Source organism: Cupriavidus plantarum (assembly GCF_905397285.1).
In the GTDB taxonomy this organism is placed as follows: domain Bacteria; phylum Pseudomonadota; class Gammaproteobacteria; order Burkholderiales; family Burkholderiaceae; genus Cupriavidus; species Cupriavidus plantarum.
Genome location: NZ_CAJPUX010000005.1, coordinates 40557 through 64890, shown reverse-complemented (window position 1 = coordinate 64890; position 24334 = coordinate 40557). Strand labels below are relative to the sequence as shown.

Annotated in this window: 26 protein-coding genes; 18 read left to right on the top strand and 8 right to left on the bottom strand. The window is 67.2% G+C overall.

The features are described from left to right. Positions 1 to 51 precede the first annotated feature (51 nt). The 4 genes from KHP16_RS20360 to KHP16_RS20345 all read left to right on the top strand — a co-directional run bounded on the left by KHP16_RS20360 (position 52) and on the right by KHP16_RS20345 (position 4030). A complete protein-coding gene (locus KHP16_RS20360; RefSeq protein ID WP_244835914.1) occupies positions 52 to 588 on the top strand; it encodes a short-chain fatty acid transporter in 537 nt (178 codons plus the stop codon). Positions 589 to 620: 32 nt separating this feature from the next. Beyond that, positions 621 to 1511, top strand: a complete 891-nt coding sequence (locus KHP16_RS20355) for a LysR family transcriptional regulator (RefSeq protein WP_115954392.1) — start codon at positions 621 to 623, stop codon at positions 1509 to 1511. A gap of 181 nt (positions 1512 to 1692) precedes the next feature. Then, positions 1693 to 3057 (top strand): MFS transporter, encoded by a 1365-nt coding sequence (locus tag KHP16_RS20350; RefSeq protein WP_115954505.1) that lies wholly within the window; start codon positions 1693 to 1695, stop codon positions 3055 to 3057. A gap of 154 nt (positions 3058 to 3211) precedes the next feature. Further along, complete coding sequence (locus KHP16_RS20345; RefSeq protein WP_211960992.1) at positions 3212 to 4030, top strand: BON domain-containing protein; 819 nt, start codon at positions 3212 to 3214, stop codon at positions 4028 to 4030. A 93-nt stretch (positions 4031 to 4123) separates the two neighbouring features. Here KHP16_RS20345 and KHP16_RS20340 read toward each other — a convergent pair whose 3' ends face one another. After that, positions 4124 to 4432, bottom strand: a complete 309-nt coding sequence (locus KHP16_RS20340) for a hypothetical protein (RefSeq protein WP_109584100.1) — start codon at positions 4430 to 4432, stop codon at positions 4124 to 4126. Positions 4433 to 4635: 203 nt separating this feature from the next. On the opposite strand from KHP16_RS20340, the gene KHP16_RS20335 reads away from it, so the two are divergent. Continuing rightward, a complete protein-coding gene (locus KHP16_RS20335; RefSeq protein WP_115954395.1) occupies positions 4636 to 5148 on the top strand; it encodes a malto-oligosyltrehalose synthase in 513 nt (170 codons plus the stop codon). Here KHP16_RS20335 and KHP16_RS20330 read toward each other — a convergent pair. The 3 genes from KHP16_RS20330 to KHP16_RS20320 all read right to left on the bottom strand — a co-directional run bounded on the left by KHP16_RS20330 (position 5139) and on the right by KHP16_RS20320 (position 6722). Then, positions 5139 to 5672, bottom strand: coding sequence for a hypothetical protein (locus tag KHP16_RS20330; RefSeq protein WP_179594278.1), 534 nt, complete (start codon positions 5670 to 5672; stop codon positions 5139 to 5141). The genes KHP16_RS20335 and KHP16_RS20330 overlap by 10 nt on opposite strands. Before the next feature lie 88 nt (positions 5673 to 5760). Beyond that, positions 5761 to 6207 carry a host attachment protein gene (locus KHP16_RS20325; protein ID WP_121492496.1) on the bottom strand — a complete coding sequence of 149 codons (447 nt, stop codon included), beginning with the start codon at positions 6205 to 6207 and terminating at the stop codon, positions 5761 to 5763. A 161-nt stretch (positions 6208 to 6368) separates the two neighbouring features. Beyond that, the gene (locus KHP16_RS20320) at positions 6369 to 6722 is read right to left on the bottom strand and encodes a hypothetical protein (RefSeq protein ID WP_121492497.1); all 354 of its coding nucleotides are present in this window, start codon (positions 6720 to 6722) and stop codon (positions 6369 to 6371) included. A 341-nt stretch (positions 6723 to 7063) separates the two neighbouring features. Here KHP16_RS20320 and KHP16_RS28420 point away from each other — a divergent pair, with 341 nt between their 5' ends. Next, the gene (locus KHP16_RS28420) at positions 7064 to 8869 is read left to right on the top strand and encodes a BON domain-containing protein (RefSeq protein WP_244835912.1); all 1806 of its coding nucleotides are present in this window, start codon (positions 7064 to 7066) and stop codon (positions 8867 to 8869) included. Positions 8870 to 8967: 98 nt separating this feature from the next. Continuing rightward, a complete protein-coding gene (locus KHP16_RS20310; RefSeq protein ID WP_115954400.1) occupies positions 8968 to 9207 on the top strand; it encodes a hypothetical protein in 240 nt (79 codons plus the stop codon). A gap of 19 nt (positions 9208 to 9226) precedes the next feature. Here the strand turns inward: KHP16_RS20310 and KHP16_RS20305 are convergent, their stop codons facing one another. Further along, a complete protein-coding gene (locus tag KHP16_RS20305) occupies positions 9227 to 9439 on the bottom strand; it encodes a DUF2188 domain-containing protein (protein WP_109584105.1) in 213 nt (70 codons plus the stop codon). 175 nt (positions 9440 to 9614) lie between these two features. On the opposite strand from KHP16_RS20305, the gene KHP16_RS20300 reads away from it, so the two are divergent. Together KHP16_RS20300 and KHP16_RS20295 are read left to right on the top strand one after the other, a co-directional pair. After that, on the top strand, positions 9615 to 10121 hold the full coding sequence (locus KHP16_RS20300) for an MEKHLA domain-containing protein (RefSeq protein WP_109584106.1): 507 nt from the start codon (positions 9615 to 9617) through the stop codon (positions 10119 to 10121). Between the two features lie 151 nt (positions 10122 to 10272). Then, the gene (locus tag KHP16_RS20295) at positions 10273 to 11484 is read left to right on the top strand and encodes a type IV toxin-antitoxin system AbiEi family antitoxin (protein ID WP_211960991.1); all 1212 of its coding nucleotides are present in this window, start codon (positions 10273 to 10275) and stop codon (positions 11482 to 11484) included. A 27-nt stretch (positions 11485 to 11511) separates the two neighbouring features. Here KHP16_RS20295 and mdeB read toward each other — a convergent pair whose 3' ends face one another. Both mdeB and KHP16_RS20285 read right to left on the bottom strand, forming a co-directional pair. Next, positions 11512 to 14238 carry an alpha-ketoglutarate dehydrogenase gene (gene mdeB, locus KHP16_RS20290; protein WP_211960990.1) on the bottom strand — a complete coding sequence of 909 codons (2727 nt, stop codon included), beginning with the start codon at positions 14236 to 14238 and terminating at the stop codon, positions 11512 to 11514. A 121-nt stretch (positions 14239 to 14359) separates the two neighbouring features. Continuing rightward, positions 14360 to 14791: a RidA family protein gene (locus KHP16_RS20285; RefSeq protein WP_109584109.1), complete on the bottom strand. Its 432-nt coding sequence runs from the start codon at positions 14789 to 14791 to the stop codon at positions 14360 to 14362. A 135-nt stretch (positions 14792 to 14926) separates the two neighbouring features. Between KHP16_RS20285 and soxR the strand changes: the two genes are divergently transcribed. Next, complete coding sequence (gene soxR / locus KHP16_RS20280; protein WP_121492501.1) at positions 14927 to 15397, top strand: redox-sensitive transcriptional activator SoxR; 471 nt, start codon at positions 14927 to 14929, stop codon at positions 15395 to 15397. An 89-nt stretch (positions 15398 to 15486) separates the two neighbouring features. Continuing rightward, positions 15487 to 16689, top strand: coding sequence for a phosphoglycerate dehydrogenase (gene serA, locus KHP16_RS20275; RefSeq protein WP_109584111.1), 1203 nt, complete (start codon positions 15487 to 15489; stop codon positions 16687 to 16689). A gap of 15 nt (positions 16690 to 16704) precedes the next feature. Here serA and KHP16_RS20270 read toward each other — a convergent pair whose 3' ends face one another. Then, a complete protein-coding gene (locus KHP16_RS20270) occupies positions 16705 to 18096 on the bottom strand; it encodes an aminotransferase-like domain-containing protein (RefSeq protein WP_211960989.1) in 1392 nt (463 codons plus the stop codon). Between the two features lie 423 nt (positions 18097 to 18519). On the opposite strand from KHP16_RS20270, the gene KHP16_RS20265 reads away from it, so the two are divergent. From KHP16_RS20265 to KHP16_RS20235, 7 genes are read left to right on the top strand one after another with little or no spacing between them, the layout of a single operon-like run. Next, a complete protein-coding gene (locus tag KHP16_RS20265; protein WP_109584112.1) occupies positions 18520 to 19002 on the top strand; it encodes an MSMEG_0572/Sll0783 family nitrogen starvation response protein in 483 nt (160 codons plus the stop codon). Positions 19003 to 19040: 38 nt separating this feature from the next. After that, the gene (locus KHP16_RS20260) at positions 19041 to 20057 is read left to right on the top strand and encodes a Nit6803 family nitrilase (protein ID WP_109584113.1); all 1017 of its coding nucleotides are present in this window, start codon (positions 19041 to 19043) and stop codon (positions 20055 to 20057) included. After that, positions 20008 to 21129, top strand: coding sequence for an MSMEG_0568 family radical SAM protein (locus KHP16_RS20255; protein ID WP_208648270.1), 1122 nt, complete (start codon positions 20008 to 20010; stop codon positions 21127 to 21129). The genes KHP16_RS20260 and KHP16_RS20255 overlap by 50 nt, the downstream gene beginning before the upstream one ends. Further along, entirely contained in the window at positions 21126 to 21713 is a 588-nt protein-coding gene (locus tag KHP16_RS20250; protein WP_109584115.1) for an MSMEG_0567/Sll0786 family nitrogen starvation N-acetyltransferase, read from the top strand. The genes KHP16_RS20255 and KHP16_RS20250 overlap by 4 nt, the downstream gene beginning before the upstream one ends. Continuing rightward, positions 21710 to 22699 (top strand): sll0787 family AIR synthase-like protein, encoded by a 990-nt coding sequence (locus KHP16_RS20245; protein ID WP_109584116.1) that lies wholly within the window; start codon positions 21710 to 21712, stop codon positions 22697 to 22699. The genes KHP16_RS20250 and KHP16_RS20245 overlap by 4 nt, the downstream gene beginning before the upstream one ends. A gap of 19 nt (positions 22700 to 22718) precedes the next feature. Beyond that, positions 22719 to 23006 carry an MSMEG_0570 family nitrogen starvation response protein gene (locus tag KHP16_RS20240; RefSeq protein WP_211960988.1) on the top strand — a complete coding sequence of 96 codons (288 nt, stop codon included), beginning with the start codon at positions 22719 to 22721 and terminating at the stop codon, positions 23004 to 23006. A gap of 37 nt (positions 23007 to 23043) precedes the next feature. Then, complete coding sequence (locus KHP16_RS20235) at positions 23044 to 24315, top strand: MSMEG_0569 family flavin-dependent oxidoreductase (RefSeq protein WP_109584118.1); 1272 nt, start codon at positions 23044 to 23046, stop codon at positions 24313 to 24315. Positions 24316 to 24334 lie beyond the last annotated feature (19 nt).

The window sequence follows — 24334 nt, the reverse complement described above, 5'->3', positions numbered from 1 at the left end:
GGGTCCGGGCTTACGTCCACGGGTTCCCGCCCACGATCTTGGAACGACCAGATGTCCCGCACCCCGCGTACACCTATCCGCCTCGCTCCGGCACTGAAGTCAACACTGCGGTCCACACTGCGGTCAACACCGCGGTCCACACTGCAGTCGGCGCTGACGCCGACACTGAAGCTGGCATCGGCGCTGACGCTGTCAATGCTCGCCGCCTGCACGTCGACGCCTTTCTTCGACGCGCCATCGCAGCCGCAGCGCCTTCCTTCGCCGGCGCCGGCGCCGTCGACGACCATCACGCCGGCACCCGGTAGCTCGGGCGCCTACGGCGGCCTGAGCCGCGCGACGCTCGAGGCCGCGGGCAATGCCTGCGAGAAGGTCGTCGCCAACGCGGTCAAGACCCGTTATCCGCAGCCGGGCAGCATCATGATGATGCCGGACCGCGAGCGCATCTATCAGCAGTCCGCCACCCAGGCGGGCGTCAATGGCGAGGGCACCTTCGAGCCCGATGCGAGCGACGAGGCCATGTCGTTCCGCTACACCTGCCTGTTCAATATCCGCACCAATCGCGTCGACGACGTGCAGATGCGGTACTGATACCGCCGCATCTTCGAAAGGTTTCCCACGGCATGGACCGAATCGACACCATGCGGGTCTTCGTCCGCATCGTGGAGCGCGGCAGCTTTACGGCCGCCGCGCAGGACCTCGACCTCCCGCGGTCGACCGTCACCGATGCGATCAAGCAGCTGGAGGCGCGTCTCGGCGTGCGCCTGTTGCAGCGGACCACGCGACACGTGAGCGCGACGCTGGACGGCGAAGCGTATTTCCAGCGGTGCCGCCGCCTGCTTGCCGACTTCGAGGAAGCGGAGTCCAGCTTCGCGGGTGCGACGCCGAAGGGCGTGCTGCGTGTGGACGTGCATGGCCAGCTCGCGCGGCATTTCCTGCTGCCGGGGCTACCGGCGTTTCTCGGGCGCTATCCCGGCATCGAACTCCAGATCAGCGAGGGGGACCGCCTCGTCGACCTCGTGCGCGAGGGCATCGATTGCGTGGTGCGCGCCGGCACGCCGCAGGACAGCGACATGATCGCGCGGCGCGTCGCGCAGCTCGAGCAGGTCACCTGCGCCGCGCCCGACTATGTGGCGCGATTTGGCCTGCCGCAGACGCTCGACGACCTCGACGCCCATCGCATGATCGGCTTCCGGTCCAGCCTTACCGGCGGGGTACTGCCGCTCGAGTTCATGGAGGACGGCGCGCTGCGCGAGCGCATGCTCGTATCGCCTGTCTCGATGAGCGGCTCCGATACCGTGGCGGCCGCGTGCCGGCTGGGCCTCGGCATCATCCAGGTGCCGAGGTATCGCGTGGCCGAGGACCTGGCGCGCGGGACGCTCGTGGCCTTGCTGCCGCGGTTTCCGCCGCCGCTGATGCCCGTATCGCTGCTCTATCCGCGCAGCCGCCAGCTCTCGCCACGAGTACGCGTCTTTATGGACTGGGTTTCGCGGGAGTTCGGCGACAAAGCGTGAGATTCAGGAAATGCCGGCCACCGACCCTGCAAGGCGGCCGATTTTGTCGTATCGTTCGGTTTGGGAATCGTTGACCCGACAACGGATTTCCCGTCCCTCACCGCCTACGACACTCGCCCCCATCGTGCAGAACACCGCCACCTCCGCGCCCACGCCCGCGCCCACGCCCGAAGACAAGCCGATGACCGCGCGCGAGAAGCGCGGCATGGCGGCCATCATGATCGCGGTCTCGCTGGCCACGCTCGATACCGCCATCGCCAACACCGCGCTGCCCGCGATCGCGGCCGATATCCACGCCACGCCCGCCGCGTCGGTGTGGATCATCAATGCCTACCAGCTCGCGATGGTCGCGACCCTGCTGCCGTTTGCCGCGCTCGGCGGCAAGGTCGGCCACCGGCGCGTGTATCTTGGCGGCCTCGTGGTGTTCATTCTCTCGTCGGTGGTCTGCGCGATGGCGTGGTCGCTGCCGTCGCTGGCGGCGGCGCGTGTGTTGCAGGGGATCGGCGCGGCGGCGGTCATGAGCGTCAACGCGGCGCTGATCGGCGCGATTTTCCCGCCCCATCGCATGGGACGCGGGCTCGGCCTCAATGCGCTGGTCGTCGGCGTGTCGTTCGCGGTCGGGCCGACGGTGGCGTCGATCATCCTGTCGATGGGCCCGTGGCAATGGCTGTTCGCGGTCAACCTGCCGATCGGGTTGCTGGCGATGGCCATCGCCTGGAAATCGCTGCCGCAGACGCCGCGCAGCCAGCATGGCTTCGATCCGGTGGCCGCGATCCTCAACGTCATCACCTTCGCCTCGCTGATCTTCGCACTCGGGGAGGGGGTGCAGCGCGCGCCGACGGAACATGTCGCCATCGCCGCCGCGGTCTTCGTGGTCGCGCTGCTGCTGATGCTGCGCCGCGAGCGCGGCCATCCGGCGCCGATGCTTCCCGTCGATCTGTTCAAGCGCCGCATGTTCGCGCTGTCGACACTCACCGCCATCTGCTCGTTCGCCGCGCAGGGCCTGGCATTCGTGTCGCTGCCGTTTTACTTCGAGCACGTGCTCGGCCGCAATCCGGTGGAAACCGGTTTCCTGATGACACCGTGGTCGGCCGTCGTCGCACTGATGGCGCCGATCGCCGGCCGTATGTCCGACAAGTACCCGCCGGGGCTGCTCGGCGGCGTGGGTCTTGCCGTGATGTGCGCGGGCATGGCCTCGCTCGCGATGATGCCGGCCGATGCGAGCGCGCTCGATATCGGCATTCGCATGTCGATCTGCGGCGCGGGTTTCGGCTTTTTCCAGTCGCCCAACCTCAAGGCGCTGATGTCGAGCGCGCCACGCGAACGCGCGGGCGGCGCAAGCGGCGTGATCGCGACCGCGCGTCTGCTCGGCCAGGCGACGGGCGCGGGTCTTGTGGCGTTGTCGTTCGGCATCGCGGGCGATCATGGTCCGACGCTGGCGCTGGCACTCGGTGCGGGCTTTGCCGGGGTCGCGGCAATCGCCAGCGGGCTGCGTCTGATCACCAACGAGAGCGAAGGCGCGGCGGTGCAGCCCGCGAGCAAATAGATAAGGCCGCACGGGTTTTGCACGCATCGGATGTAGAAACTGCATGCCCGCCGGCGGATCGCTGGCCCCAATACGCGGCATGACTTCGCGGGCCGCGCCGGTACGAAACTTGCCGCACAGGACTGTTCATCCCGTCAACAGGAGGAGCAGATCCATGAACCGATCGAACCCAAACCGTGATCGATACGGCAACGACCGGGGCCGCTTCGGCAGCCCGGAGGACCGCGACCGCCAACGGTACGAGGCCGGCGCGCAGCGACGCGGCGGCACGGTGTACTACCCCGGCCGCTACGAGGGCGACGCGCCGCGTCAGGAATCTCCGCAATCGCGTGGTTATGTGAGCGCTTATAGCAGCGGCTACGAGGACGGCTACCAGGCGGGTACGCGCGCGCAGGGCGACCTGCGCCGGACGGCGCCGGGCGCGGCCGGCAGCGGTGGACGCCGTGAGTGGGAGCAGGGCTATGCGGCCCGGCAGTATGGCAGTCGCACGCCACACCGCGCCGACTACGATGAGCGCGCCCATCAGAGCGGCGGCGGCTTTCGCGCCGACCGGGCCGACGACCGTGGCAATGGCTATGAGAGGCGCGCGCGCAGCAGTCTCGGCTATGGCGGGTATGGCGGCTATGGCGGAGGCGATGGGGACTACGAGCGTGACCAGCGCGATGCCGGGCTCAGCGGGTATGCCGGCCACACGCTGGACCGCGCTGGCTTCCGGCGCGTGGGACCCAAGAATTACGTGCGCAGCGATGACCGGTTGCGCGAAGCCGTGTGCGAACGGCTGGCCCATCGCGATCACCTCGACGTGAGCGAGGTCTCCGTGGACGTGCAGTCGGGCGTGGTCACGCTGGAAGGCCACGTGACGGATCGCCGCATGAAGTACGAGATCGAGGACATCGTCGATGACACGTTCGGCGTGTCGGAGGTGGTCAACCGGCTGCACGTGCGCCCATACGGCGTCCTGGCTTCCGAATAATCGCAGTACAACGAGCGCAGTACAACGAGCGCAGTACAACGAGCGCAGTACAACGAGCGCAGTGCAACGGCCCTCGGTCATGAGGGCCTTTTTTTACTCCTCGTCAAGGTCCAGATCGGCGGCACGCGGCGGTTTTTCCATGCGCTTGTCGGTCTGGTCGGCGCGATCCGCGGGGGTATCGGCTGGCATCGCTTCGGCGGCCCGCTGCACATCCGCGAAAATCTCGTCTTCCGGGTTGTCCTGCTCTACGGGGTCGTGATTCTCGCGATCGATCTCGTCGATCTCGTCTTCGAGGTCGAAGGCTTCGGTATCGAGGTTGGGATCGAGCGTGCTCGGGATGCTTTCCGGATCGCTGGCGCCGGTAACGTCGGCGGCGGTGTCGTGGCGGCGGTGTTTGCTCATGGCGCTCTCCTTGTGTATTGGCTGTCGTTGTAACGAAGGTAATACCGAAGGCCGAAGCGGCAAGTTGCATGCCACACGGCGCGGGTGCCTCACGTATGCAAGATAGACCCCGCTGGACGATCAGGGTTTCCACTTATCCGCGATGGGGCCTATGATCAATTCGAAGGATCGGGCGTGGCGAACGAGGCGAAGGAGGAGTCGCGATGCATCTCACCAGTATCTTCGCAATGTTGTGCCTCGCCTCGGGCGTGGCCGTGTCCTCGACGCCGGTCGAAAAGCAACTGCTGTCGATCAGCCCGCGCGACTTCGTGCAGCAGTTCAATGCCGTGGCGCAGAAGGACGGCGCGGGGCTCAACCTGCCTGACTTCCGTATCAAGTCGGGATGGCATCGCGCGACGCCGAGCACGGGGGTGTCGGTGCTCGTGCGGGCCGCGGAGACGGGGCACGCGCTCAACGAGGTCATCGTTGTGTGCCAGGCCGTGGAGCGTTGTCTCGAGACGATCACCACCACGGCGCGTGCCATCGATGCATCGGCGGATCCGGATCTGATCCAGCACTTCATGGCGGCGCGCATCGCCGCGCAGCTCAGCGACGTCGCGCTCGTGATGTCGGGTCTCGTTTACGCAGTCGTGGCGCCGTCCGATGAAGACTTCGTGGCGCTCGTCATTCGCCCATACCAGCCACAGATGGAACTGACGGCGCAGCGTCAGGCGTGAGGGCCGCCGTGGCCTGAGCGATGCGTCAGCTCGGGCGAAGGACTGTTGTTGCGGCGAACACCGCTGGCGGATTGCCGCGCCGGCTTGAAGTCCGCGACGCGACTGTCGAGCAGACGCTGCAGCTCCGTCGCACCGCGATAATAGTGAGCGAGCAGCAGCCGCAGTTCCGGATCGGGTAACGGGTCACGTAGCACGCTGCCGTAAGCGGCTGCGGCGCGCGCCACCTGCTGCGCCGCGTGGCGGAGACGGGCCAGTTCGCCGTTGTCGCTGGGCGGTGTCAGCGCGACATCGCGCCGTCTCGCGCTGTTGGCATCCGTCGGTGACGGCTCCGCTGCCGCGTCGTCGCGATACGCGCATGCGCGTGTCGCTAGTTCACCGGCCGCGCAGCGCTGCATGTTGGCCCGATGCGCGAGCACGGCGCGCGCCTGCGGGTCCGAGGCGGCGGCAGCAGCCGCGGAGAGTGCCTCTGCGCACGCCTGGGCGTGACGACTCAATCGCGACAGCGAGGGGCTCAATGCTTCCATGAGGGTCTCCGAATCCGCGAACTTCCAATGTAGGCGACAAAGGGTGGGCGGAACGTCCGCCGCCGAGGCAGCGGACGGTTCTTTTTATTTACTTCAGATGTTCAAGCTGCCGCAGACGCGCCTGGATATCGTCATTCGTGAAGTGCACGAAGTCCTTGTCCAGTTCGGCCTGGACGATATCGGCCGCGTTCCGGGGCAGCGCCTTGCGCAGCAGGCCCAGAAAGCGCGGCGGCGCGACCAGGATGAGGCTGTCCATGCGCCCTTGCTGCTGTGCCTTGCCAAGTACGTCGGCCACACGCTTCGAGAACACTTCCGCGTGCTGTAGCAGCGGGTCTTCCGAGGCGGATGCCGTGGCGCCGGCTTGCGGATTGCCGCCTGCCGCGCGCCGTCCCACTGCGTCCCGGCGCATCTCCGCGCTGTTCGCATGGGCATCGGGATCGGTCAGTTCCTCCACCGGTTCGAGCGTCTTCGACTTTCCGTACGCGAGAATCCGCGCGATTGCCTCGTCAGCGACGAGGACCCAGGTTGTCTTCATATCGTCTCCATGGGAAGGCATGTAGGGTGAGCGGAGCAATTCGTGTGCCGTGTGCGCCGGGGGTTGCAAAGAGAGCAAGAAGAGGGCAAAAAAAATGGGCAAAAAAATCGCCCGCGGGAGGCGGGCGAGGGGGGGCGAGGGGCGAAGCGGTTAGCGACGCATCAGCGCTTGTTGTTGTTCGGCGCCGGATCGGGCGAATCGCCCTTGGGACCCGACGGCGCATCGGCCGTCGAATACGGTGCGGCATCCTGCTGGCGCGGCTTCTTGGCGCGGGCGCCGGTGTTCTTCGACTTGCCATGCGCATCGCGTTGCGACTGCGTGGTCATGTTCGTCGAATCGTTCTGGTTGCCCGGCACGCCGGCATTGGTGCCGCGGTTGGCGTTGGGGCCTTCCACCGGCGGATTGCTCGGCATCGGCGACGTCGGCGCGGTTTGCTGAGCGGTTTGCTGAGCAACAGCCGGCAGGCAGAACAGGGTGCTGACGGCGAGCGCCGTGGTGGCGAGCATGCGTTTCATGATCATCTCCTTTGTTGTGGAACATGTGTGTTCTGGCAGTGATTCCACGATATGTGCCGCACCCCTGTGCGATCACGAGGGCGTTGCCTGAATCCCCTGTAGGACGGTGACTACAGTTGCGCAAGCGGCCTCGGGGGCATGCAGCTTTTATATCGGGCATGTAAAAACGCGGCCCGTTGGCGGCGCGCCATGCGGACGCAACGACGCGTGAAGCATCGCATCGGAGGGCGTATCGCGGTGCGCCGCGCGGGGTATGGAACTTGCGTTCGCCTTGACGAACGACGTGACCCGCATCCATCGCGGGAGCGCTATTCCGACCGACGTAACCAGCGGAGACTCTCATGAACCAAGGTAACGACCGAGGCCAGTACGGAAACATCAGCGGAAGCGGCAGCGGCAGCGGCAGCGACAACGATCGGGACGACGATCGCGGCTCGAACCAATGGTCGCGCGAAGGCCGCCAGCAGCAGAGCGGTGGCAGCGCGTGGCAGCGGCAGCAGCAACAGGACAGCAGCGGCTGGCTGTCCCAGCGCCAGCCGGGCGGCGGCAGCGACTGGCAGAGCAGCGCGCGCCAGCAGGGCGGCGGTTCCGATTGGGATGCGGGCAACGCGTCGCGGGACGATGCGACGCGCGACGCGCGCTATGGCAACGAGCTCGAACACGCGTATCCGGAGCGCCTCGGCTACGGTGGCGAACCGCGCCGCATGGAGCAGGACCGCCGTGGCGGGCAGCCACAGAGCACCGCGCAGCAGGGCTATGGCGAAGGGCGTTATGGCCAGTACGAGGAAGGACAGGGACGACAGGACCGCGGCGGCGATACACGCCAGCAGGACATGCGCCAGCAGGACACGCGCCAGCGGTGGGGCGACTGGCACCAGGGCGAAGGCCAGGGGCAGCGCTATGCAAGCTCGTCAGGCCACAGCGGCGGCTATGGCAGCGAATGGACCAGTCAGCGTGGCAGCCTTCGCGACGAGTGGGGTCAGGGTCGTGAAGCATGGAACGAAGGGGGGAATGCAGGCGGGATTGCAGGCGGCCAGCGTGGCCGTTCGTGGGAGGGTCAGCGCGGCCAGCAGGGTAGGCAAGGCGGATGGGAAGCCGGCCAGCGCGGGTCGGACCGGGACCGCGGCGAATCGCAGTGGGGCCGCTCGCAGGGGCAGCAGCCCGATATGCGCACCCATTATCGCGGTGCGTATGGCGTGAGCGACTACGGCGATGACGCCGATTACGGTAGCGATTTCGAACAGGATCGCACGTGGGGCAGCCAGGGTTATGGTGGCCAGCAACGTGGGCAGGAACGCGGCTGGCAGCGCGGACGGGAGGGGTACGGTCAGGGCGTTCAGGGCTATGGTGGCGCCTACGGACGCGAATCCGGACGTGAGTGGGACCGGGGCGGCATGAGCGGCGGAAGCCGTGCCTACGGCCGTGGCTCGGGCGGCGGTACGAGCGGGGGCTATAGCGGCGGCTATCGCGGCGACTACGGGCACGACTATGGCCACGACGACGAACGCGCCTACGAGCAATTCACGGGCGCCAACGAACGCAGCGGCCTCAATCGCGGCTACGGGGGCGCGGGCGGCTCGGCGGCGTCGCGCGCGCAGCGCGTGCCGCCGAAGGGTTATCAGCGCTCCGACGAGCGCGTGCGCGAGGACCTGTGCGAACGCCTGACGCACAGCAGCCGGCTCGATGTCCGCGAGGTCGAGGTCAATGTGTCGAGCGGCGTCGTGACGCTGACGGGCACGGTGCCGGACCGCACGCAGAAGTACCGCATCGAAGATATCGCCGACGATATCTTCGGCGTGAAGGACGTGCAGAACCTGCTGCGCGTCCAGCGGGAGGAGGGCGGTCAGCGTGGACAGGGTGGACAGGGCAGCTTCGGCAGCGGCGGCCAGCAGCGGTCACAAGGGCAGTCGCAGGGACTGAATCCGGGTCAGCCGCAAGGTCAGCCGCAAGGGCAGTCGCAAGGGCAGAGCGCGGGTCAAAACCAGGGCCAGAGCCGCGTGAGCGGCGTCAGCAGCTCGGGCGCGGCCACGGGCACCACCGCCAGCAGCTACGGCAGCGGCATGGAGGCCGGCAAGAGCGACGGCAAGCCGCCGGCAGGCACCGACCCGCACCTCGGCACCACTACGCCGACGAAGTCGGCAACCTGATCGACGAAGCCTGACGCGCGATCCCTTCCGGCGCCGGACGCCGGCACGCGAGGGGATCGCGCCATCTCCACCCATAACATCATCAACAGGGAGAAGTCATGCCTTTTGCCTATGCAGGTACCCGCAGGCGCCGCAACCGAGACCGCCGCCGCGCGCACGACGACCTTCAGAACGCGTCGCCGGGGGCGCAGAGCGCCGCGGGCGAAAAACCGTCCGAAGGCAATGGAAAACCCAAGGAAGCGCCGAAGGGAGAGTTTCCTCCGGGCGTGGGCGAGCGCGATTTGCGGGATCCCGGCAACCGGGATCCCGATGCACCGCCGGTGGAGAACAACTCCTGAGGGAGAACTCGGGGAAACCTCAGGCGGCGGCGAGCGTGGGATCCGACACCGAATCGTCGGAACCGTCGTCGTCGGGTTCCACCATCAGTTCGACCTTCAGCCGCTCCGCGGCGGCGGTGCCGACCCGGATAGCTTCCTCGCGCGACTTGTGACGGCTGATGGCGCGAGGCACGCCGTCCACACGCAAATCCCAGTAGCCGTCGTTGAAGACGACTTGATAGTTCCTGGCCATGATTCCGCTCCTTTCTTCTAGGGGCCACCTCGCTGGGCGCCATACCGGATTTTTAGGCAAGGCACGGCGATAGCGGGATCGGCGTTTGTCTGACACTCGCGTCAGCGCGGCGCGCTTGCAGGATTTGGTAAGGTAGCGGCCTGTCTACTGACCGGGCGCGCAGGTCGCACGCATAATGTCTTCATCTTCACAATCGTCTTCAAAATTTCCGCTTCACGAGGTCCCGCTGCCTCACAGCCTCGATTTCTATCGGCTCCTGACGGAAAGCTATGCCCGCCTGCTCGGCAAGCCGCTCGTGCCTGCCGACATGAGCCCCGCCGAAGGCGCGGCTTGGCTCTACGACGACGCACCGTTTGCTGTGCTGGCCCACAACACCGATCCGGACCCCGTGTTCATCTATGGCAACCGCGCCGCGCAGGCGCGGTTCGGCTATGACTGGGACGAGATCACACGCCTGCCTTCGCGCCTGTCGGCCGAGGCGCCCAACCGCGAGGAGCGGCAGCGATTCCTCGAGCGTGTGCAGGCGCTCGGCTACGAGAGCGGCTACAAAGGGGTGCGCATCACCAAGAGCGGCAAGCGCTTCATGATCGAGGAGGCCACGCTGTGGCAGCTCTTCGATGACGAGGGGCGGCTCCATGGGCAGGCCGTGATCATTCCGCGTACGTCGGACATCACGGACTGATCCCGCGCCGGTTGTCCGCTTCAAATGTCGCGCACCCGAGACTTGTTCAGGAATTTACGCTGTTCATAAAATATGAACACGCGTAAATGTTGAACACCGGCCCGGTTTCGGCCATGATTTCCGGCAGGCGACAGAGTCTGCGGGAGCAGCCATGGAGCAAAACACGGGCGACATCGACTGGGTGGAGGCGGCCTTGGCCGCGCTGCACCGGATCACCGGCATTCACGGCCGGATCCGGCGGATTCGCCGTGCCAGCCGCGGCGAGTCCGCCGAGGGCGCGGCGCCCGCGTCGGCGGCCGCCGTCGGCCTGCGCCACGGCGACGTCTCGCACCGCCTCGCCGTGGTGTGCCGCCGCGCCGTCCGCACTTCGGCCGACCTCTCGGTCGTTCACGCCCAGCTCATGGCGCCTCAGGGGGCACCTCAGGGGATACCTCACGGAATGCATCCGGGCGGGCACAGCCACGATGCCGGGCTGCTGATCACGACCTACCTGACGCCGGCACTCGCGGTGCAGTGCCGCGAAATGGGGCTCCAGTTCATCGATACCGCCGGCAACGCCTACCTCGATGCGGCCGGCATGTTCGTGTTCGTGTGCGGGCAAACGCCGCCGGGCAGCCTCGTCCGCCCCCCAATGCGGACCACGGGCAATCCCAGTTCGCAGCGCATGGTGTTCGCATTGTTGTCCCGGCCCGCGCTGCTGCAGGCCACGTATCGCGAGATTGCGCACCTCAGCGGCATCGCGCTCGGCTCGGTGGGCGCGGTGTTCAACGGCCTGGCCGCGCGCGGCTGGTTGCTGGAAACGCGGACCGAAGCGCCCGCGGAGGGCGGCGAGACCCGCCCGGAAGCCCGGACCGAGGGCCGCGCGGAGGAGAAGCGCCGCCTGACGGCGCCGGACCGGCTGCTCGACGAATGGGTCGCCAATTTCCCGACGATTCTGCGGCCACGGCTGCAACCGCGCCGCTTCGCGGCATCCGCGGCGGACTGGTGGCAGGCGCTTCCGCCAGAGGATCTGGCCGCGCTCGATGCATGCTGGGGCAGCGAGGTCGCCGCGCTCGCGATGGGCGCCGCCACCGATCTGGCGGGCCTCGTGGAGCAGCGGCAGACGATCTACATGCAACCTGCGCGCATGGGGCAGGGCACGCAGGCGCTGGCCTCGCGCTATCGCCTCAAACCTCAGCCCAACGGACCCATCGAAATCCTCGAGGCGTTCTGGGATCCGGCGATCGAGGATCCGGCGCGGCCAGGCCTCGCGCCGCCGGTACTGGTCTATGCGGACCTCATGGCCTCGCTGCAGCCGAGGAATCTGGAGGTGGCCGCCGAACTGCGCAATGGCGTCATTCGCGACGCCCTCGATCAGTTCTAGTACCGACGCGGCCGCCTCGCGCGCCGGTCAGCGTTCCCACGGCGCCGCCGCGTCCGCGCGCAGCCCATACTGCGCGATGGCGCGCGCGTGCAGCGCGGGGTCGATCGCCTGCAATGCGCTGACCACGATATGGTGGCGGTCGATGCCGAAGAAGCGGCGCAACGCGCCGCGCGTGTCGCTGCGGCCGAAGCCATCGGTGCCCAGCGCGATATAGCGCGCCTCGACATACGGGGCGATCAGCTGCGCATACGCCCGCACGTAGTCGGTGGCCGCGACGATCGGCGCCGTGCCGTCGAGGCATTGCGCCACGTGGCTGCGGGCTTCCGCATTGCCGCCGAAGAGCTGCTGGCGTTCGCACTCGCGGGCGTCGCGCGCAAGCTCGGGAAAGCTCGTCACGCTCCAGATCTCGCTGTGCACGTTCCAGTCCTTCGCGAGCAGGTCCGCCGCGGCGATGACTTCGCGCAGGATCGGGCCCGACCCCAGCAGCCGTACACGCGCCCTGGCGTGGGTCCCGCCGTCGGTGTCGCGGCCAGTGTCGGCGCCACGCTCCCCGAAGCGATACATGCCGCGAATGACGTCCGCATGCGCCGAAGCCGGCAAGGGGGCCTGCGCATAGTTCTCGTTGTTGACGGTGATGTAGTAGAACTCGTCCCGCTGCTCGTCGAGCATCGCCCGCGCGCCATGGTCGATGATCACGGCCGCCTCGCTGATGAACGCCGGGTCGTAGGCGCGGCAGTTCGGCACGGTGGCCGCGACCAGCTGGCTCGTGCCGTCCTGATGCTGGAGCCCCTCGCCGGAGAGGGTCGTGCGGCCCGCGGTGGCGCCGATCAGGAAGCCACGGGCACGCTGGTCCGCCGCGGCCCAGATCATGTCGCCCACGCGCTGGAAGCCGAACATCGAATAGTAGATGTAGAACGGCAGCATCGGCTCGCCGTTCACGCTGTAGGACGTGGCGGCCGCGGTCCACGAGGCCATCGCGCCGGCTTCGGTGATGCCTTCCTCGAGCAACTGGCCGTCGCGGCATTCCTTGTAGTACAGCATCGAGCCCGCGTCCTCCGGCTCGTAGAGCTGGCCCATCGGCGAATAGATACCGATCTGGCGGAACAGGTTCGCCATGCCGAACGTGCGCGCCTCGTCCGCGACGATGGGCACGACGCGCGGCCCGACCGTGCGGTCCTTGATGAGGTTCGTGAACAGCCGCACGACGCCCGTCGTCGTCGAGACCTCGCGGTCATCGGGTTCGAGCGCGAAACGGCCATAGCTGTCGAGCGGCGGCACCGTGAGCCTCGGCGCGGCGACCGAGCGGCGCGGGAGGTAGCCGCCGAGCGCCGCGCGGCGTTCGCGCAGATACGCCATCTCGGGACTGTCTTCCGCGGGCTTGTAGAACGACATCGATTCCAGCGCGGCATCGTCGATCGGCAGCGAGAAGCGCTGGCGGAACGCGCGAAGGGCATCGATGTCGAGCTTCTTCTGCTGGTGCGCGGTCATGCGGGACTCGCCCGCGTCGCCCATGCCATAGCCCTTCTTGGTCTTGGCGAGGATGACGGTCGGGCGGCCCGGATGGGCCGCGGCCGCCTGGAACGCCGCGTGCAGCTTGCGGAAATCGTGGCCGCCACGGCGCAGGCCGTCGATGTCGGCGGCGCTCATGCCCGCGACCAGCGCCTTGAGCTCGGGGTCCTGATGAAAGAAGCGCGACAGGTTGTAATCGCCATCCTTCGCGCCGAGGGTCTGATATTCGCCATCGACCATCGCGGCAAACCGCTTGAGCAGCGCGTGATGCTTGTCGCGGGCGAACAGCGCATCCCACTCCGAACCCCAGACCACCTTGATCACGTTCCACCCCGCGCCCGAGAACAGCGCTTCCAGTTCGTTGATCACCTGCCCGTTACCGCGCACGGGACCGTCCAGGCGCTGGAGGTTGCAGTTGATGACGAACGTGAGGTTGTCGAGCTTCTCGCGCGCGGCCAGCGACAGGGCCGCGAGCGATTCGGGTTCGTCCATCTCGCCATCGCCGAACACGCCCCATACGCGCCGTCCTTCGGTCCGCGCGAGGCCGCGATGCTCCAGATAGCGCAGGAAGCGCGCCTGGTAGATCGCGCTGATGGGGCCGATGCCCATCGAGCCCGTCGGGAACTGCCAGAAGTCCGGCATCAGCCATGGATGCGGATAGGAACACAGGCCGCCGCCATCGACCTCCTGCCGATAGCGGCCGAGCTGGGCTTCCGACAGGCGGCCCTCGAGGAACGCGCGCGCGTAGACGCCCGGCGCCGAGTGCGGCTGGAAGAAGACGAGGTCTCCCTTGCTGCCCTCGCTATCCGCCCGGAAGAAATGATGGAAGCCGACTTCGAAGATCTCGGCGGCCGAGGCATAGCTGGCGAGGTGACCGCCCAGTTCGCCGTAGGCCTTGTTCGCGCGCACGACCATGGCCAGCGCGTTCCAGCGGATGATCGCGGTCAGGCGTTCCTCCATCGCGCGGTTGCCGGGATAGGGCGGCTGCGCGTGCGACGGAATCGTGTTCTGGTACGCGGAGTAGGGGTGCGGGCGCTTGCCGAGACCGAGATGGCTCGCATGCTCGCCGAGCTTCCCAAGCAGGTAGTCGGCACGCTGTGGACCGGCATGCTCGACCACGCCGCTGAGCGCATCGGTCCATTCGCGCGTTTCCAGCGGATCGCTATCGGTCTGCGTGGGTTGCGCGGCGTGCGCGGCCTCGGCGGCGTCGAGCTTGAGCAGCCCGAACGGATCAGCATGGCCCATGCCTGTCTCCTGATTGTCGAATGCATTGGTAGTGCAGACGATTCTAGGCAAGCATGGCCGGCAGAAACTGCCGCTTTGGTCTGAGGCGCTGTCTCTTTCCGGCATATCGTGCCGGAAAACCTCAAACTGGCAGCACGGCGGTCGCTTCTATCTCGAACAACATGCCATCCAGTGCGAGACGCGGCACAGGAATCAGCGTGCAGGCGGGGGCGGGCCAGTCGCCCAGCAGCGCCTGCCATGCGGCGGAAAACGTCCGCAGCCGGTCCATCGAATGATCGACGATCAGCACCGTGATCTTGACCACGTCGGCGATGTCCGCCTCGGCGGCCTGCAGGGCATGGCGGAGGTTGCGCAGTGCCTGGTCGACCTGCGACGCGAAGTCGGGGGGCAGCGCGCCCGACGCGTCCTCGCCGCCCTGGCCGGCGATATGCACGATGCGCGCGGGGGTGTGCGTCACCACGACGTGGGAATAGCCGTTGGGACGCGGGTCGTAGAGCTCTGGCGGGTTGATGAAGTCCATGAAGGCCGGGGGCAGGGGCGTGAATGCGTTCATGACGGGCCCGGGGGCGACCGGGTGTTGACGACGATCAGGCAGTATTGAACCTCAAGCGCACTTGAGGTCAAGCGGGCCGATAGCCTAGGATAGCGACTTTGCGACTTTGCGACTTTGCGGGATGAGGGGATTGTCATGGTGTCGATCAAGCTGCGTTCGCGCGATCCGTTGACGGTGGGCGAGGTCGCCGCGCGCAGCGGCATCGCCGTCTCGGCATTGCACTTCTACGAGTCGAAGGGTTTGATTTTTAGTACGCGCAGCGAGGGCAACCAGCGGCGGTATGCGCGCGGCATCCTGCGGCGGCTCGCGGTGATTCGCGTCGCGCAGCGGATGGGCGTGCCGCTGGCCGTTATCGCGCAGGCGCTGGAACAGTTGCCGAAGGGCAAGGCGCCGACGGTGGCGGACTGGCGCAGGCTATCGGCCGCGTGGCGGGACGACCTCGATGCGCGGATTCGCGCGCTCACGATGCTGCGTGACCAGCTCGATGGCTGCATCGGGTGTGGCTGCCTGTCGCTGCGCGCGTGTCCGCTGAGGAATCCCGAGGACATCATGGCCACGCAGGGACCGGGCGCGCATGTGGGCGAGGCGTCCGCGAAATGCCGCTGATCGCCATGCCCCTGTCACCAACGCGGATACCGGTCGGTGGTATGTTCTGTCAGGCGCCCCTCTCCTGATACATCGATTCCCGGAACACCATGACCAGCGCCCTGCTTCTTGAAAACATCCATGCCAGCGCGCAGCAAGCGCTGGCTCAGGCCCAGCTCACCGTCGCCACCCAGCCCAAGGCGCTGGCCGGCGACGCGCTCGTTGAAGCCGTGCAACGGCACGAGCTGCTGGGTATCCGCTCCGCGACACATCTGACCGCCGATACGTTCGCGCACGCGCGCCATCTCCTGTCCGTCGGCTGCTTCTGTATCGGTACTTCGCAGGTCGACCTGCCCGCCGCCGCGCACGCGGGCATCCCCGTGTTCAACGCGCCGTTCTCGAACACGCGTTCGGTCGCGGAACTGGTGATCGGCCAGACCATCATGCTGATGCGCCGAATTCCCGAGAAAAGCCGTGCGGCCCATCGTGGCCAATGGCAGAAGACGGCGAAGGGTTCGTTCGAGATTCGCGGCAAGACGCTGGCGGTGATCGGCTACGGCAATATCGGCGCGCAGGTTGGCATCCTTGCCGAGGCCATGGGCATGCGTGTCGTGTTTCACGACATTCGACCGCGCCTCTCGCTGGGCTCCGCCGTTCCGGCGCCGTCGCTCGCGGACGCGCTCGCGCAGGCCGACGTCGTGACGCTGCACGTCCCGGCCACGCCGCAGACCAGGCTGCTGATCGACCGCGCCGCCATCGCGAGCATGCGCCGCGGGAGCATCCTGATCAATGCCTCGCGCGGCTCGGTGGTGGACATCGAGGCGCTGGCCGGCGCGCTCGACGAAGGCCATATCGGCGGCGCGGCGATCGACGTGTTCCCCGAGGAACCGCGCAGCAACGCCGATGCCTTCGTGTCGCCGCTGCAGGACAAGCCAAACGTCATCCTGACGCCGCACGTCGGCGGCAGCACGGAAGAGGCGCAGGAGAACATCGGCGTCGAGGTGGCGACCAAACTGATCGGCTTCCTCCAGACGGGCGCGACGGTGGGCGCGGTGAACCTGCCGCAGATCCAGCCCGCGCCGTTGCAGGCGCCCGCGCGCATCCTGAACATTCACTACAATCGGCCGGGCGCGTTGTCGCATTTCAATCAGGCGGTGGCGGACATCGGCGCCAATATCGTCGCGCAGCAACTGCAGACGGAAGGCGATATCGGCTATGCCATCACGGACATCAACGTGGTGCCGCCGACGGGCTGGGTCCAGTCGCTGATGGAAGATCCCACCGTCATCCGGACGCGAATGATCGTTGCTTGATCGCTGCATGAGCGGTCACAACATGGCCGTATGGAGGTGATGCGGATCGTCGAGCGTATCGACGACGATCTGCAGGCATTCCTCCATTTCCTCGAGGTCGTTGGGGCCGCCCAGGCAGATGCGTACCGCATCGGGCGGGTTGCCGTCCGTGGAGAACGCCGCGCTCGACACCACGCCGATGCCGCGCGAGCGCAGATGCAGCGCAAGCTCCGATGGACGCCAGCCCGACGTGGCGGGAATCGGCAGCCATAGATGGAAGCCCTCGGGGTCCGCATCGTAGGCGTGGCCCGCGAGCACGTCGCGCGCCACGTCCTGCCGCGCGATGCTCTCCGCCCGAATCGCCGCGATCATGTCCGACGCGGTGCCATCCTGGATCCATGACGTGGTCAGCAGCATGTTGAACGGGCTGGCCATGACCGTGGTCGCGCGCAGCGTGCCCGCGAGCCGTTGCGCCTGCCGCGGCGTCGGCGCGGACAGGAACGCGATGCGCAGTCCCGCGCCGAACGTCTTCGACATTCCCGTCACGTAGTAGGTGAGCTCGGGCGCCAGCCGCGCCATCGGGTCAGGCGCCTCGCGCGGCAGCATTCCATAGGCATCGTCCTCGATGATCGGCACGTTATAGCGCAGCGCGATATCGGCAAGGATCTCGCGCCGGCCCTGCGGCATCGTCCGCGTGCTCGGGTTCTGCAGGGTCGGATTGATGTAGAACGCGCTCGGCAGTTGCGTGCGGCACAGCGCCTCGAATGCCGGCCCGAGGGGACCTTCATCGTCGGAGGGCAGGGCCTGCAGTTGCACGCCGAGCTGCGCGGCAATCGCCTTGATGCCGGGGTAGGCCAGCGTATCGAGGCAGATGGTCTGTCCGGGCCGCGCGAGTTGCGAGACCAGCGCCACGAGCGCGCTATGGATGCCGGGGCAGATCAACACGGTATCCGGCCGGCAATCGGGCAGCCGCTGCCGCAGCCACGCCGTGGCCACCGATCGATCGGCCGGCGTGCCGCCGAAGTCCTGATAGCGCAGCAAGGTATACGGATCGGCATCGCCGAGGATGCGGGCCGCGGCCTCCCGCAGGCGCACGGTCATGTTTGGCGGCTCCGGCGGCATGTTCATGCTCATCTCTGCGCCGGTGCCCGCCTGCAATGGCAACGCGGGCGCGCGGCCGCGCACGAAGGTGCCGCTGCCCGCCTTGGCATCGATCAGCCCGCGTTTGCGTGCCTCGGCATAGCCACGCGCCACCGTCGTGTAGTTGAGCCGCAGCGCGTCGGCCAGGTCTCGCAGCGCGGGCAGCCGATCGCGCGCGCGCAGGCGGCCGCTGGCCAGATCCTCCTCGATCATGTCGGGGATCATCAGATAGGCGGGCTTGTCGCTCTCCGCCAGACGCTTGAGCCAATGATTGGCAAGACTCGACACGATGCACTCCACGGCAGGATCAATGCGATCGCAGCGTGCAGGTTTCATGCCCGCAACGCGTCCCCAGCGATTGCGCGATCAAGGCCGCTTGATTCCATCATCCACGCGATCTTGATCGCATCTTTATCGGCTCGATGATGGTGCGTGCGTGCTGTGCGCGCCGTCCCGCATGCCCCGTCGCTGCGCACCGCGTCCACGTTGGTGCGGGCCGGTTTCGGGCGATTTCCGGGGCGCATGTATGGACCATGTCGGCACCTTTCCGCGACATGAAAAATCACCGATGCAATCAATCCCGCCGCATGCGGAAGATCGGCTCTTGATCGCATGATTGCGGCCCGAAGATGGCACGCGCGTTGCGAAATGGCATGCCGTCGGCACCGTTGGCCGATCGTCATCCGACCCCTACCATCAGAGGAGAGCACCATGCCCGCAGTCAGCGCCCCGCTTCACAAGAAAGGCGACTACTTTGTCGATTACGAAGAGAAGGTCTTCGAGGACGTGAAGGCAGAGCCGGGCCAGAAGGCGCTTGTCACGTTCCACACCGTCGCGTTCGAAGGCTCGATCGGTTTCGTGAACATGCTCCAGGCGACGCGGCTGCAGCGCAAGGGCTTCGAAACATCGATCCTGCTGTATGGCCCCGGCGTCACGCTCGGCGTGCAGCGCGGCTTTCCCACGCTCGGCGACGAAGCGTTCCCCGGCCATCTGAACTTCAACAACCAGCTGACCAAGTTCATGGCCGAAGGCGGTAAGGTCTACGCCTGCCGCTTTGCGCTGCAGGCGCTGTATGGTCACGGCGAACCGTCCCTGATCGAAGGCATCCGTGCGATCAATCCCCTCGACGTGCTGGACCTCAAGCTGCTTCACGTCCGCGACAACGCCGTGATCATCGACACCTGGACTGTCTGATCGCACCGTTCGAGCCTGACCACCACGAGGACCCCAAGATGTCACGACAACGCATAGTGCGCGCTGCCGCGGTGCAGATTTCGCCGGATCTGGAGAACGGCGAGAACACGCTGGCCAAGGTGTGCGAGGCCATCGACCGCGCGGCGCTCGAGGGCGTACAGCTGATCGTCTTTCCGGAGACGTTCGTGCCGTACTACCCGTATTTCTCGTTCGTTCGCCCCCCGGTGCAGTCGGGCGCCGAGCACATGCGGCTGTACGAGCAGGCCGTGGTGGTGCCCGGACCCGTGACCCATGCCATGGCCGAGCGCGCGCGCCGCCATGGCATGGTGATCGTGCTCGGCGTCAACGAGCGCGATCACGGCAGCCTGTACAACACGCAGCTGATGTTCGATACCGACGGCCGCCTCGCGCTCAAGCGCCGCAAGATCACGCCCACGTTCCACGAACGCATGATCTGGGGCCAGGGCGACGCGGCGGGACTGAAGGTGGCGGACACGGCGATCGGCCGCGTCGGCGCGCTGGCCTGCTGGGAGCACTACAACCCGCTGGCGCGCTATGCGCTGATGACGCAGCACGAAGAAATCCATTGCAGCCAGTTCCCCGGCTCGCTGGTGGGCCCAATCTTCGCGGAACAGATCGAGGTGACCATCCGCCATCACGCACTCGAGTCGGGCTGCTTCGTCGTCAACGCGACGGGGTGGCTGACCGATGCGCAGATCAATTCCGTCACCACAGACCCCGCGCTGCAGAAGGCGCTGCGCGGCGGTTGCAACACCGCCATCATTTCGCCCGAAGGCCAGCATCTGGCCGCGCCGCTCAAGGAGGGCGAGGGCATGGTGATCGCGGACCTCGACATGTCGCTGATCACCAAGCGCAAACGCATGATGGATTCGGTCGGGCATTACGCACGGCCGGAACTGCTGAGCCTTGCGATCAACGACCGGCCCGCCACGACGGCGTCGCCGATGTCCACCGCATTCGCCAACTTCCACGGGAGCGCCCAACATGAGTATCAGCGAGATGACGCCTGCCTCGAGCCGGCAGTTGATGACTGAACTGCAGTCGTCGGGACTGCGCCTCGTGGACCCGAGCGCCGGCGCATCGAGCCGGCGTGGCGGAGCGGGGCCGTCCGACCACAAGGCGGTTACCATCGATGGCGTGACGATCATGGTGCCCGTGCATACGAGTACCGCGTGGAACTCGCCGTATATCGCCGCGGCGCCCGATGCCGAGGGCAGGACGGCACTGATGCGCGGGACCATTCCCATCGCCAACATCAGCTTTCCGAAGGCGCCGCGCTTCTCGCGCCTGCAGACGCTCGATGGCGTGCCCTATTCGCATATCGCCACGCTTCACGGCGCCGACGTGCTGGCGACGACGGTGCTGCAAACCTGCATTCGCTACGAAAGCCGCCGCAAGACGTGCAAGTTCTGCGCGATCGGGCAGTCGTTGGCCGCCGGGCGCACCATCGCCCGCAAGACGCCGCAGCAACTTGCCGAGGTGGCCCGCGCGGCGGTGCTGCTCGACGGCGTCAAGCACATGGTGCTGACGACGGGCACACCGCCGACGCCGGACCGTGGCGCCGCGATCCTGTGCGAGAGCGCGTTCGCGATCAAGGCGGCCGTGGACCTGCCCATCCAGGCCCAGTGCGAGCCGCCCGACGACGACGTGTGGTTCGAGCGCATGAAGGCGTCCGGCGTCGATACGCTCGGCATGCATCTGGAGGTGGTCACGCCGGCCGTGCGCGAACGCATCATGCCCGGCAAGGCCGCGGTGCCGATCAGCCGCTACATGGAAGCGTTCCGCGCGGCGGTGGCCGTGTTCGGCCGCGGCCAGGTCAGCACATACATCCTCGCAGGCCTCGGCGATACCGCCGAGGCGATTCTCGACATCTCGCGCGAACTGATCGAGATCGGCGTGTATCCGTTCGTCGTGCCATTCGTGCCGATCAGCGGGACGCCGCTCGAGGATCATCCCGCGCCGACGCCCGCGTTCATGAAGTCGGTGCTGGAACCGCTCGGCGCGATGGTGCGCGCGGGCGGCATGCGGTCGGCCGATATCAAGGCCGGTTGTGGCAAGTGCGGCGCGTGCTCGTCGCTTTCGTCGTACGAGGAGATGGCGGCATGATGGAAGATCTGTGTGTGGAGGTGCCCGCATCCGCATTGACGCCGGCACCCACAGCGGCACCGGCAGCCGTGGAAACGGTGTTTCGCATTCGCTGGGCCACGTCGCGGTGGGAAGCCGACGAGGCCATGCGCCTGCGCCGCGCCGTGTTCTGCGCGGAGCAGGGCATTTTCGATAGCGATGATCGCGACGACATCGACGAGATGGCGCAGCTCCTCGTGGCGGTCAAGAGCGAAACGGGCAAGGCAGACGTAGTGGTCGGGACCGTGCGCATTCACGAAAGCGAGCCCGGCGTGTGGTACGGCTCCCGGCTTGCCGTCGATACGGCGTTCCGCAACCAGGGCAAGATCGGCGCCACGCTGATCCGCCTGGCCGTGAGCAGCGCGCACGCGATGGGCTGCCGCCGCTTCCTCGCGCACGTGCAGAGCCAGAACGAGCCGCTGTTCCGCCGCCTGCATTGGCAGTCGCTCGGGGAAGAGACGCTGCTCGGCCGTCCGCATCATCGGATGGAGGCGGACCTTGCGTACTATCCGCCGTGCACGACGCCGCATGTCGGCTTTACCGCGCCGGGGCGGAGCGCGGCATGAACGTGCAGGAGATCGTGTCCACGCTGCGCGCGAGCCGCGGGTTCGGCCACAAGGCCGATATCGCGGGCATGCTGTCGTCGCTCGGCCGCGCGCTGCCCGGTGGCGTGGCCGATCTCGATCAGGCCGTTGCGGTTGGCGACGATTGCGCGGCCATTGACGATGGGGCCGGCGGTTATCTGCTCTTCGCGATCGAAGGCATGGTGAGCGATTTCATTCGCGCGATGCCGTGGTTCGCCGGCTACAGCGCGGTCATGGTCAATATCAGCGACGTCTACGCGATGGGCGGCCGCCCGCTCGCCGTGGTCGATGCGATCTGGAGCGAGACGATCGATGGCGCGAAGGAGGTGCTGGCCGGCATGGCCGCGGCGTCCGCCGCCTATGGCGTGCCGATCGTCGGCGGACACAGTAATGCGCGCAGCGATCACGGCCAGCTCGCGGTGGCCATCCTCGGCCGCGCGCAGCGGCTGCTGTCGAGCTTTGCCGCGCGTCCCGGAGACCGGCTGCTGATGACGGTGGACTTGCGCGGGGCGTTCGCCGAGCCGTACCCGTACTGGAATGCTTCGACCGAGGCGCCCGCCGGGCGCCTGCGCGACGATCTGGAACTGCTGCCGGAGATTGCCGAAGCGGGCCTCTGCGCGGCGGCCAAGGACATCAGCATGGCCGGCACGCTGGGTACGGCGCTGATGCTGCTCGAATGCTCGCGCGTCGGCGCGGACATCGATCTGTCGCGCATACCCCGGCCGGACGATGTGCCGATGGCGCGCTGGCTGGCGGCGTTTCCGAGCTACGGCTTTCTGCTTGCCGTGTCGCCTTCGCACGTCGAGGCGGTGACCGCGCGGTTTCGCGCGCGGGGGCTTGCCTGCGAAGACATCGGTGCGATCGACCATGGCGCGCGCGTGACCGTCCATGACGGTGACGACGACCGGACGTTGCTCTGGGACTTCGCGCGCGATCCGTTCATCGTCCCGCCCGAGCACCACGACTGAGCCCCTTGAGGAACTTCTCATGCCTGTGACCTATTTTCGCATCGCCTGGCCCGATCAGACCGAGGCCACCTGCTATTCGCCCTCGACGGTCGTCGAGTCCCACTTCGAGGCTGGCGCCGAATACCCGCTCGACGATTTCCTGGCGCGGGCGCGCGCCGCGCTCGGTGCCGCGTCCGAGCGTGTGCGGCAGCGCTATGGCTATTCCTGCTCGTCGGCGATGGACCAGCTCGCACAGATCGAGGCGACGGCCGAGCGCTATGCCGCGCAGCCCGATGCCACAGTGAAATTTCTCGGTTTCGGTCGCTGATACCGGACGCCAATCAACAAACAAGGGAGGACGGGACATGTCCGCAACGAATCAGAGTCAAGACAGCGATCACTACAGCGTGATCATCGTCGGCGGAGGACAGGCTGGGCTTTCGATGAGCTATTGCCTGCAGCGCGCGGGGATCGATCACCTCGTGCTGGAGGCCAGGACCGTCACGCATACGTGGCGCGAGCAGCGCTGGGACGCGTTCTGCCTCGTCACGCCGAACTGGCAGTGCGCGCTGCCGGGGCATCCGTACGACGGCGACGATCCGCACGGTTTCATGAAAAAGGACGAGATCGTCGAGTACCTGGACGCCTTCATCCGCAAGGTCGATGCGCCCGTGCGCGAGCACACGGCGGTGCAGCGCGTCACGCGGCGCGAGGGCGGCGGTTTCCATGTGAGCACGAGCGGTGGCGACTTCACGGCCGATCAGGTCGTGGTGGCGTCGGGCGGCTATCACACGCCCATCGTGCCGCGCATGGCCGAGCGGCTGCCGTCGAGCATCAGGCAGATCCAGTCCGCCGACTATCGCAATCCGCAGGCGCTGCCGGAAGGTGCCGTGCTGGTGGTGGGCTCCGGGCAGTCCGGCGCGCAGATCGCGGAGGACCTGCATCTCGCGGGGCGCAAGGTGTATCTGGCCGTGGGGCAGGCGCCGCGCTGCGCGCGCTTCTACCGCGGCCGCGACGTGGTGGACTGGCTTGCGGACATGCAGTACTACGACATGCCCGTGGAGGAGCATCCGCTGCGCGAGGGCGTGCGCGACAACACCAATCACTACGTGACGGGCCGCGACGGCGGGCGCGACATCGACCTGCGCAAGTTCGCGAGCGAAGGCATGGAGCTCTTTGGCGCGCTGGAGGACTATCAGTACGGGATGCTGCGATTCGCGCCGAACCTGCGGGAGAATCTCGACGATGCCGATGCCACGTACAACCGCATCAACGCCGGCATCGACAAGCACATCGCGCGACACGACATCGATGCGCCGCCGGGGTCGGTCTACGAGCCTGTGTGGACGCCACCGGAGGAGCGCACCGCACTGGACCTGTCGCGCGCCAATATCGGCGCCATCGTCTGGTGCATCGGCTTCCGTCCGGACTTCGGCTGGCTGGACGCGCCGGTGTTCAACGGGAAGGGCTACCCCGGCCACAAGCGCGGCGTGACGCCCGTGCCGGGCCTGTACTTCCTGGGCCTGCCGTGGCTTCACACCTGGGGATCCGGCCGCTTCTCGGGCATCGCCCGCGACGCCGAATACCTCGCCGCCCGCATTCGCGAGCAGGCCGGGCAGGAAGCGCTCGCAGCCTGATCGCGACACACCGGCGCTA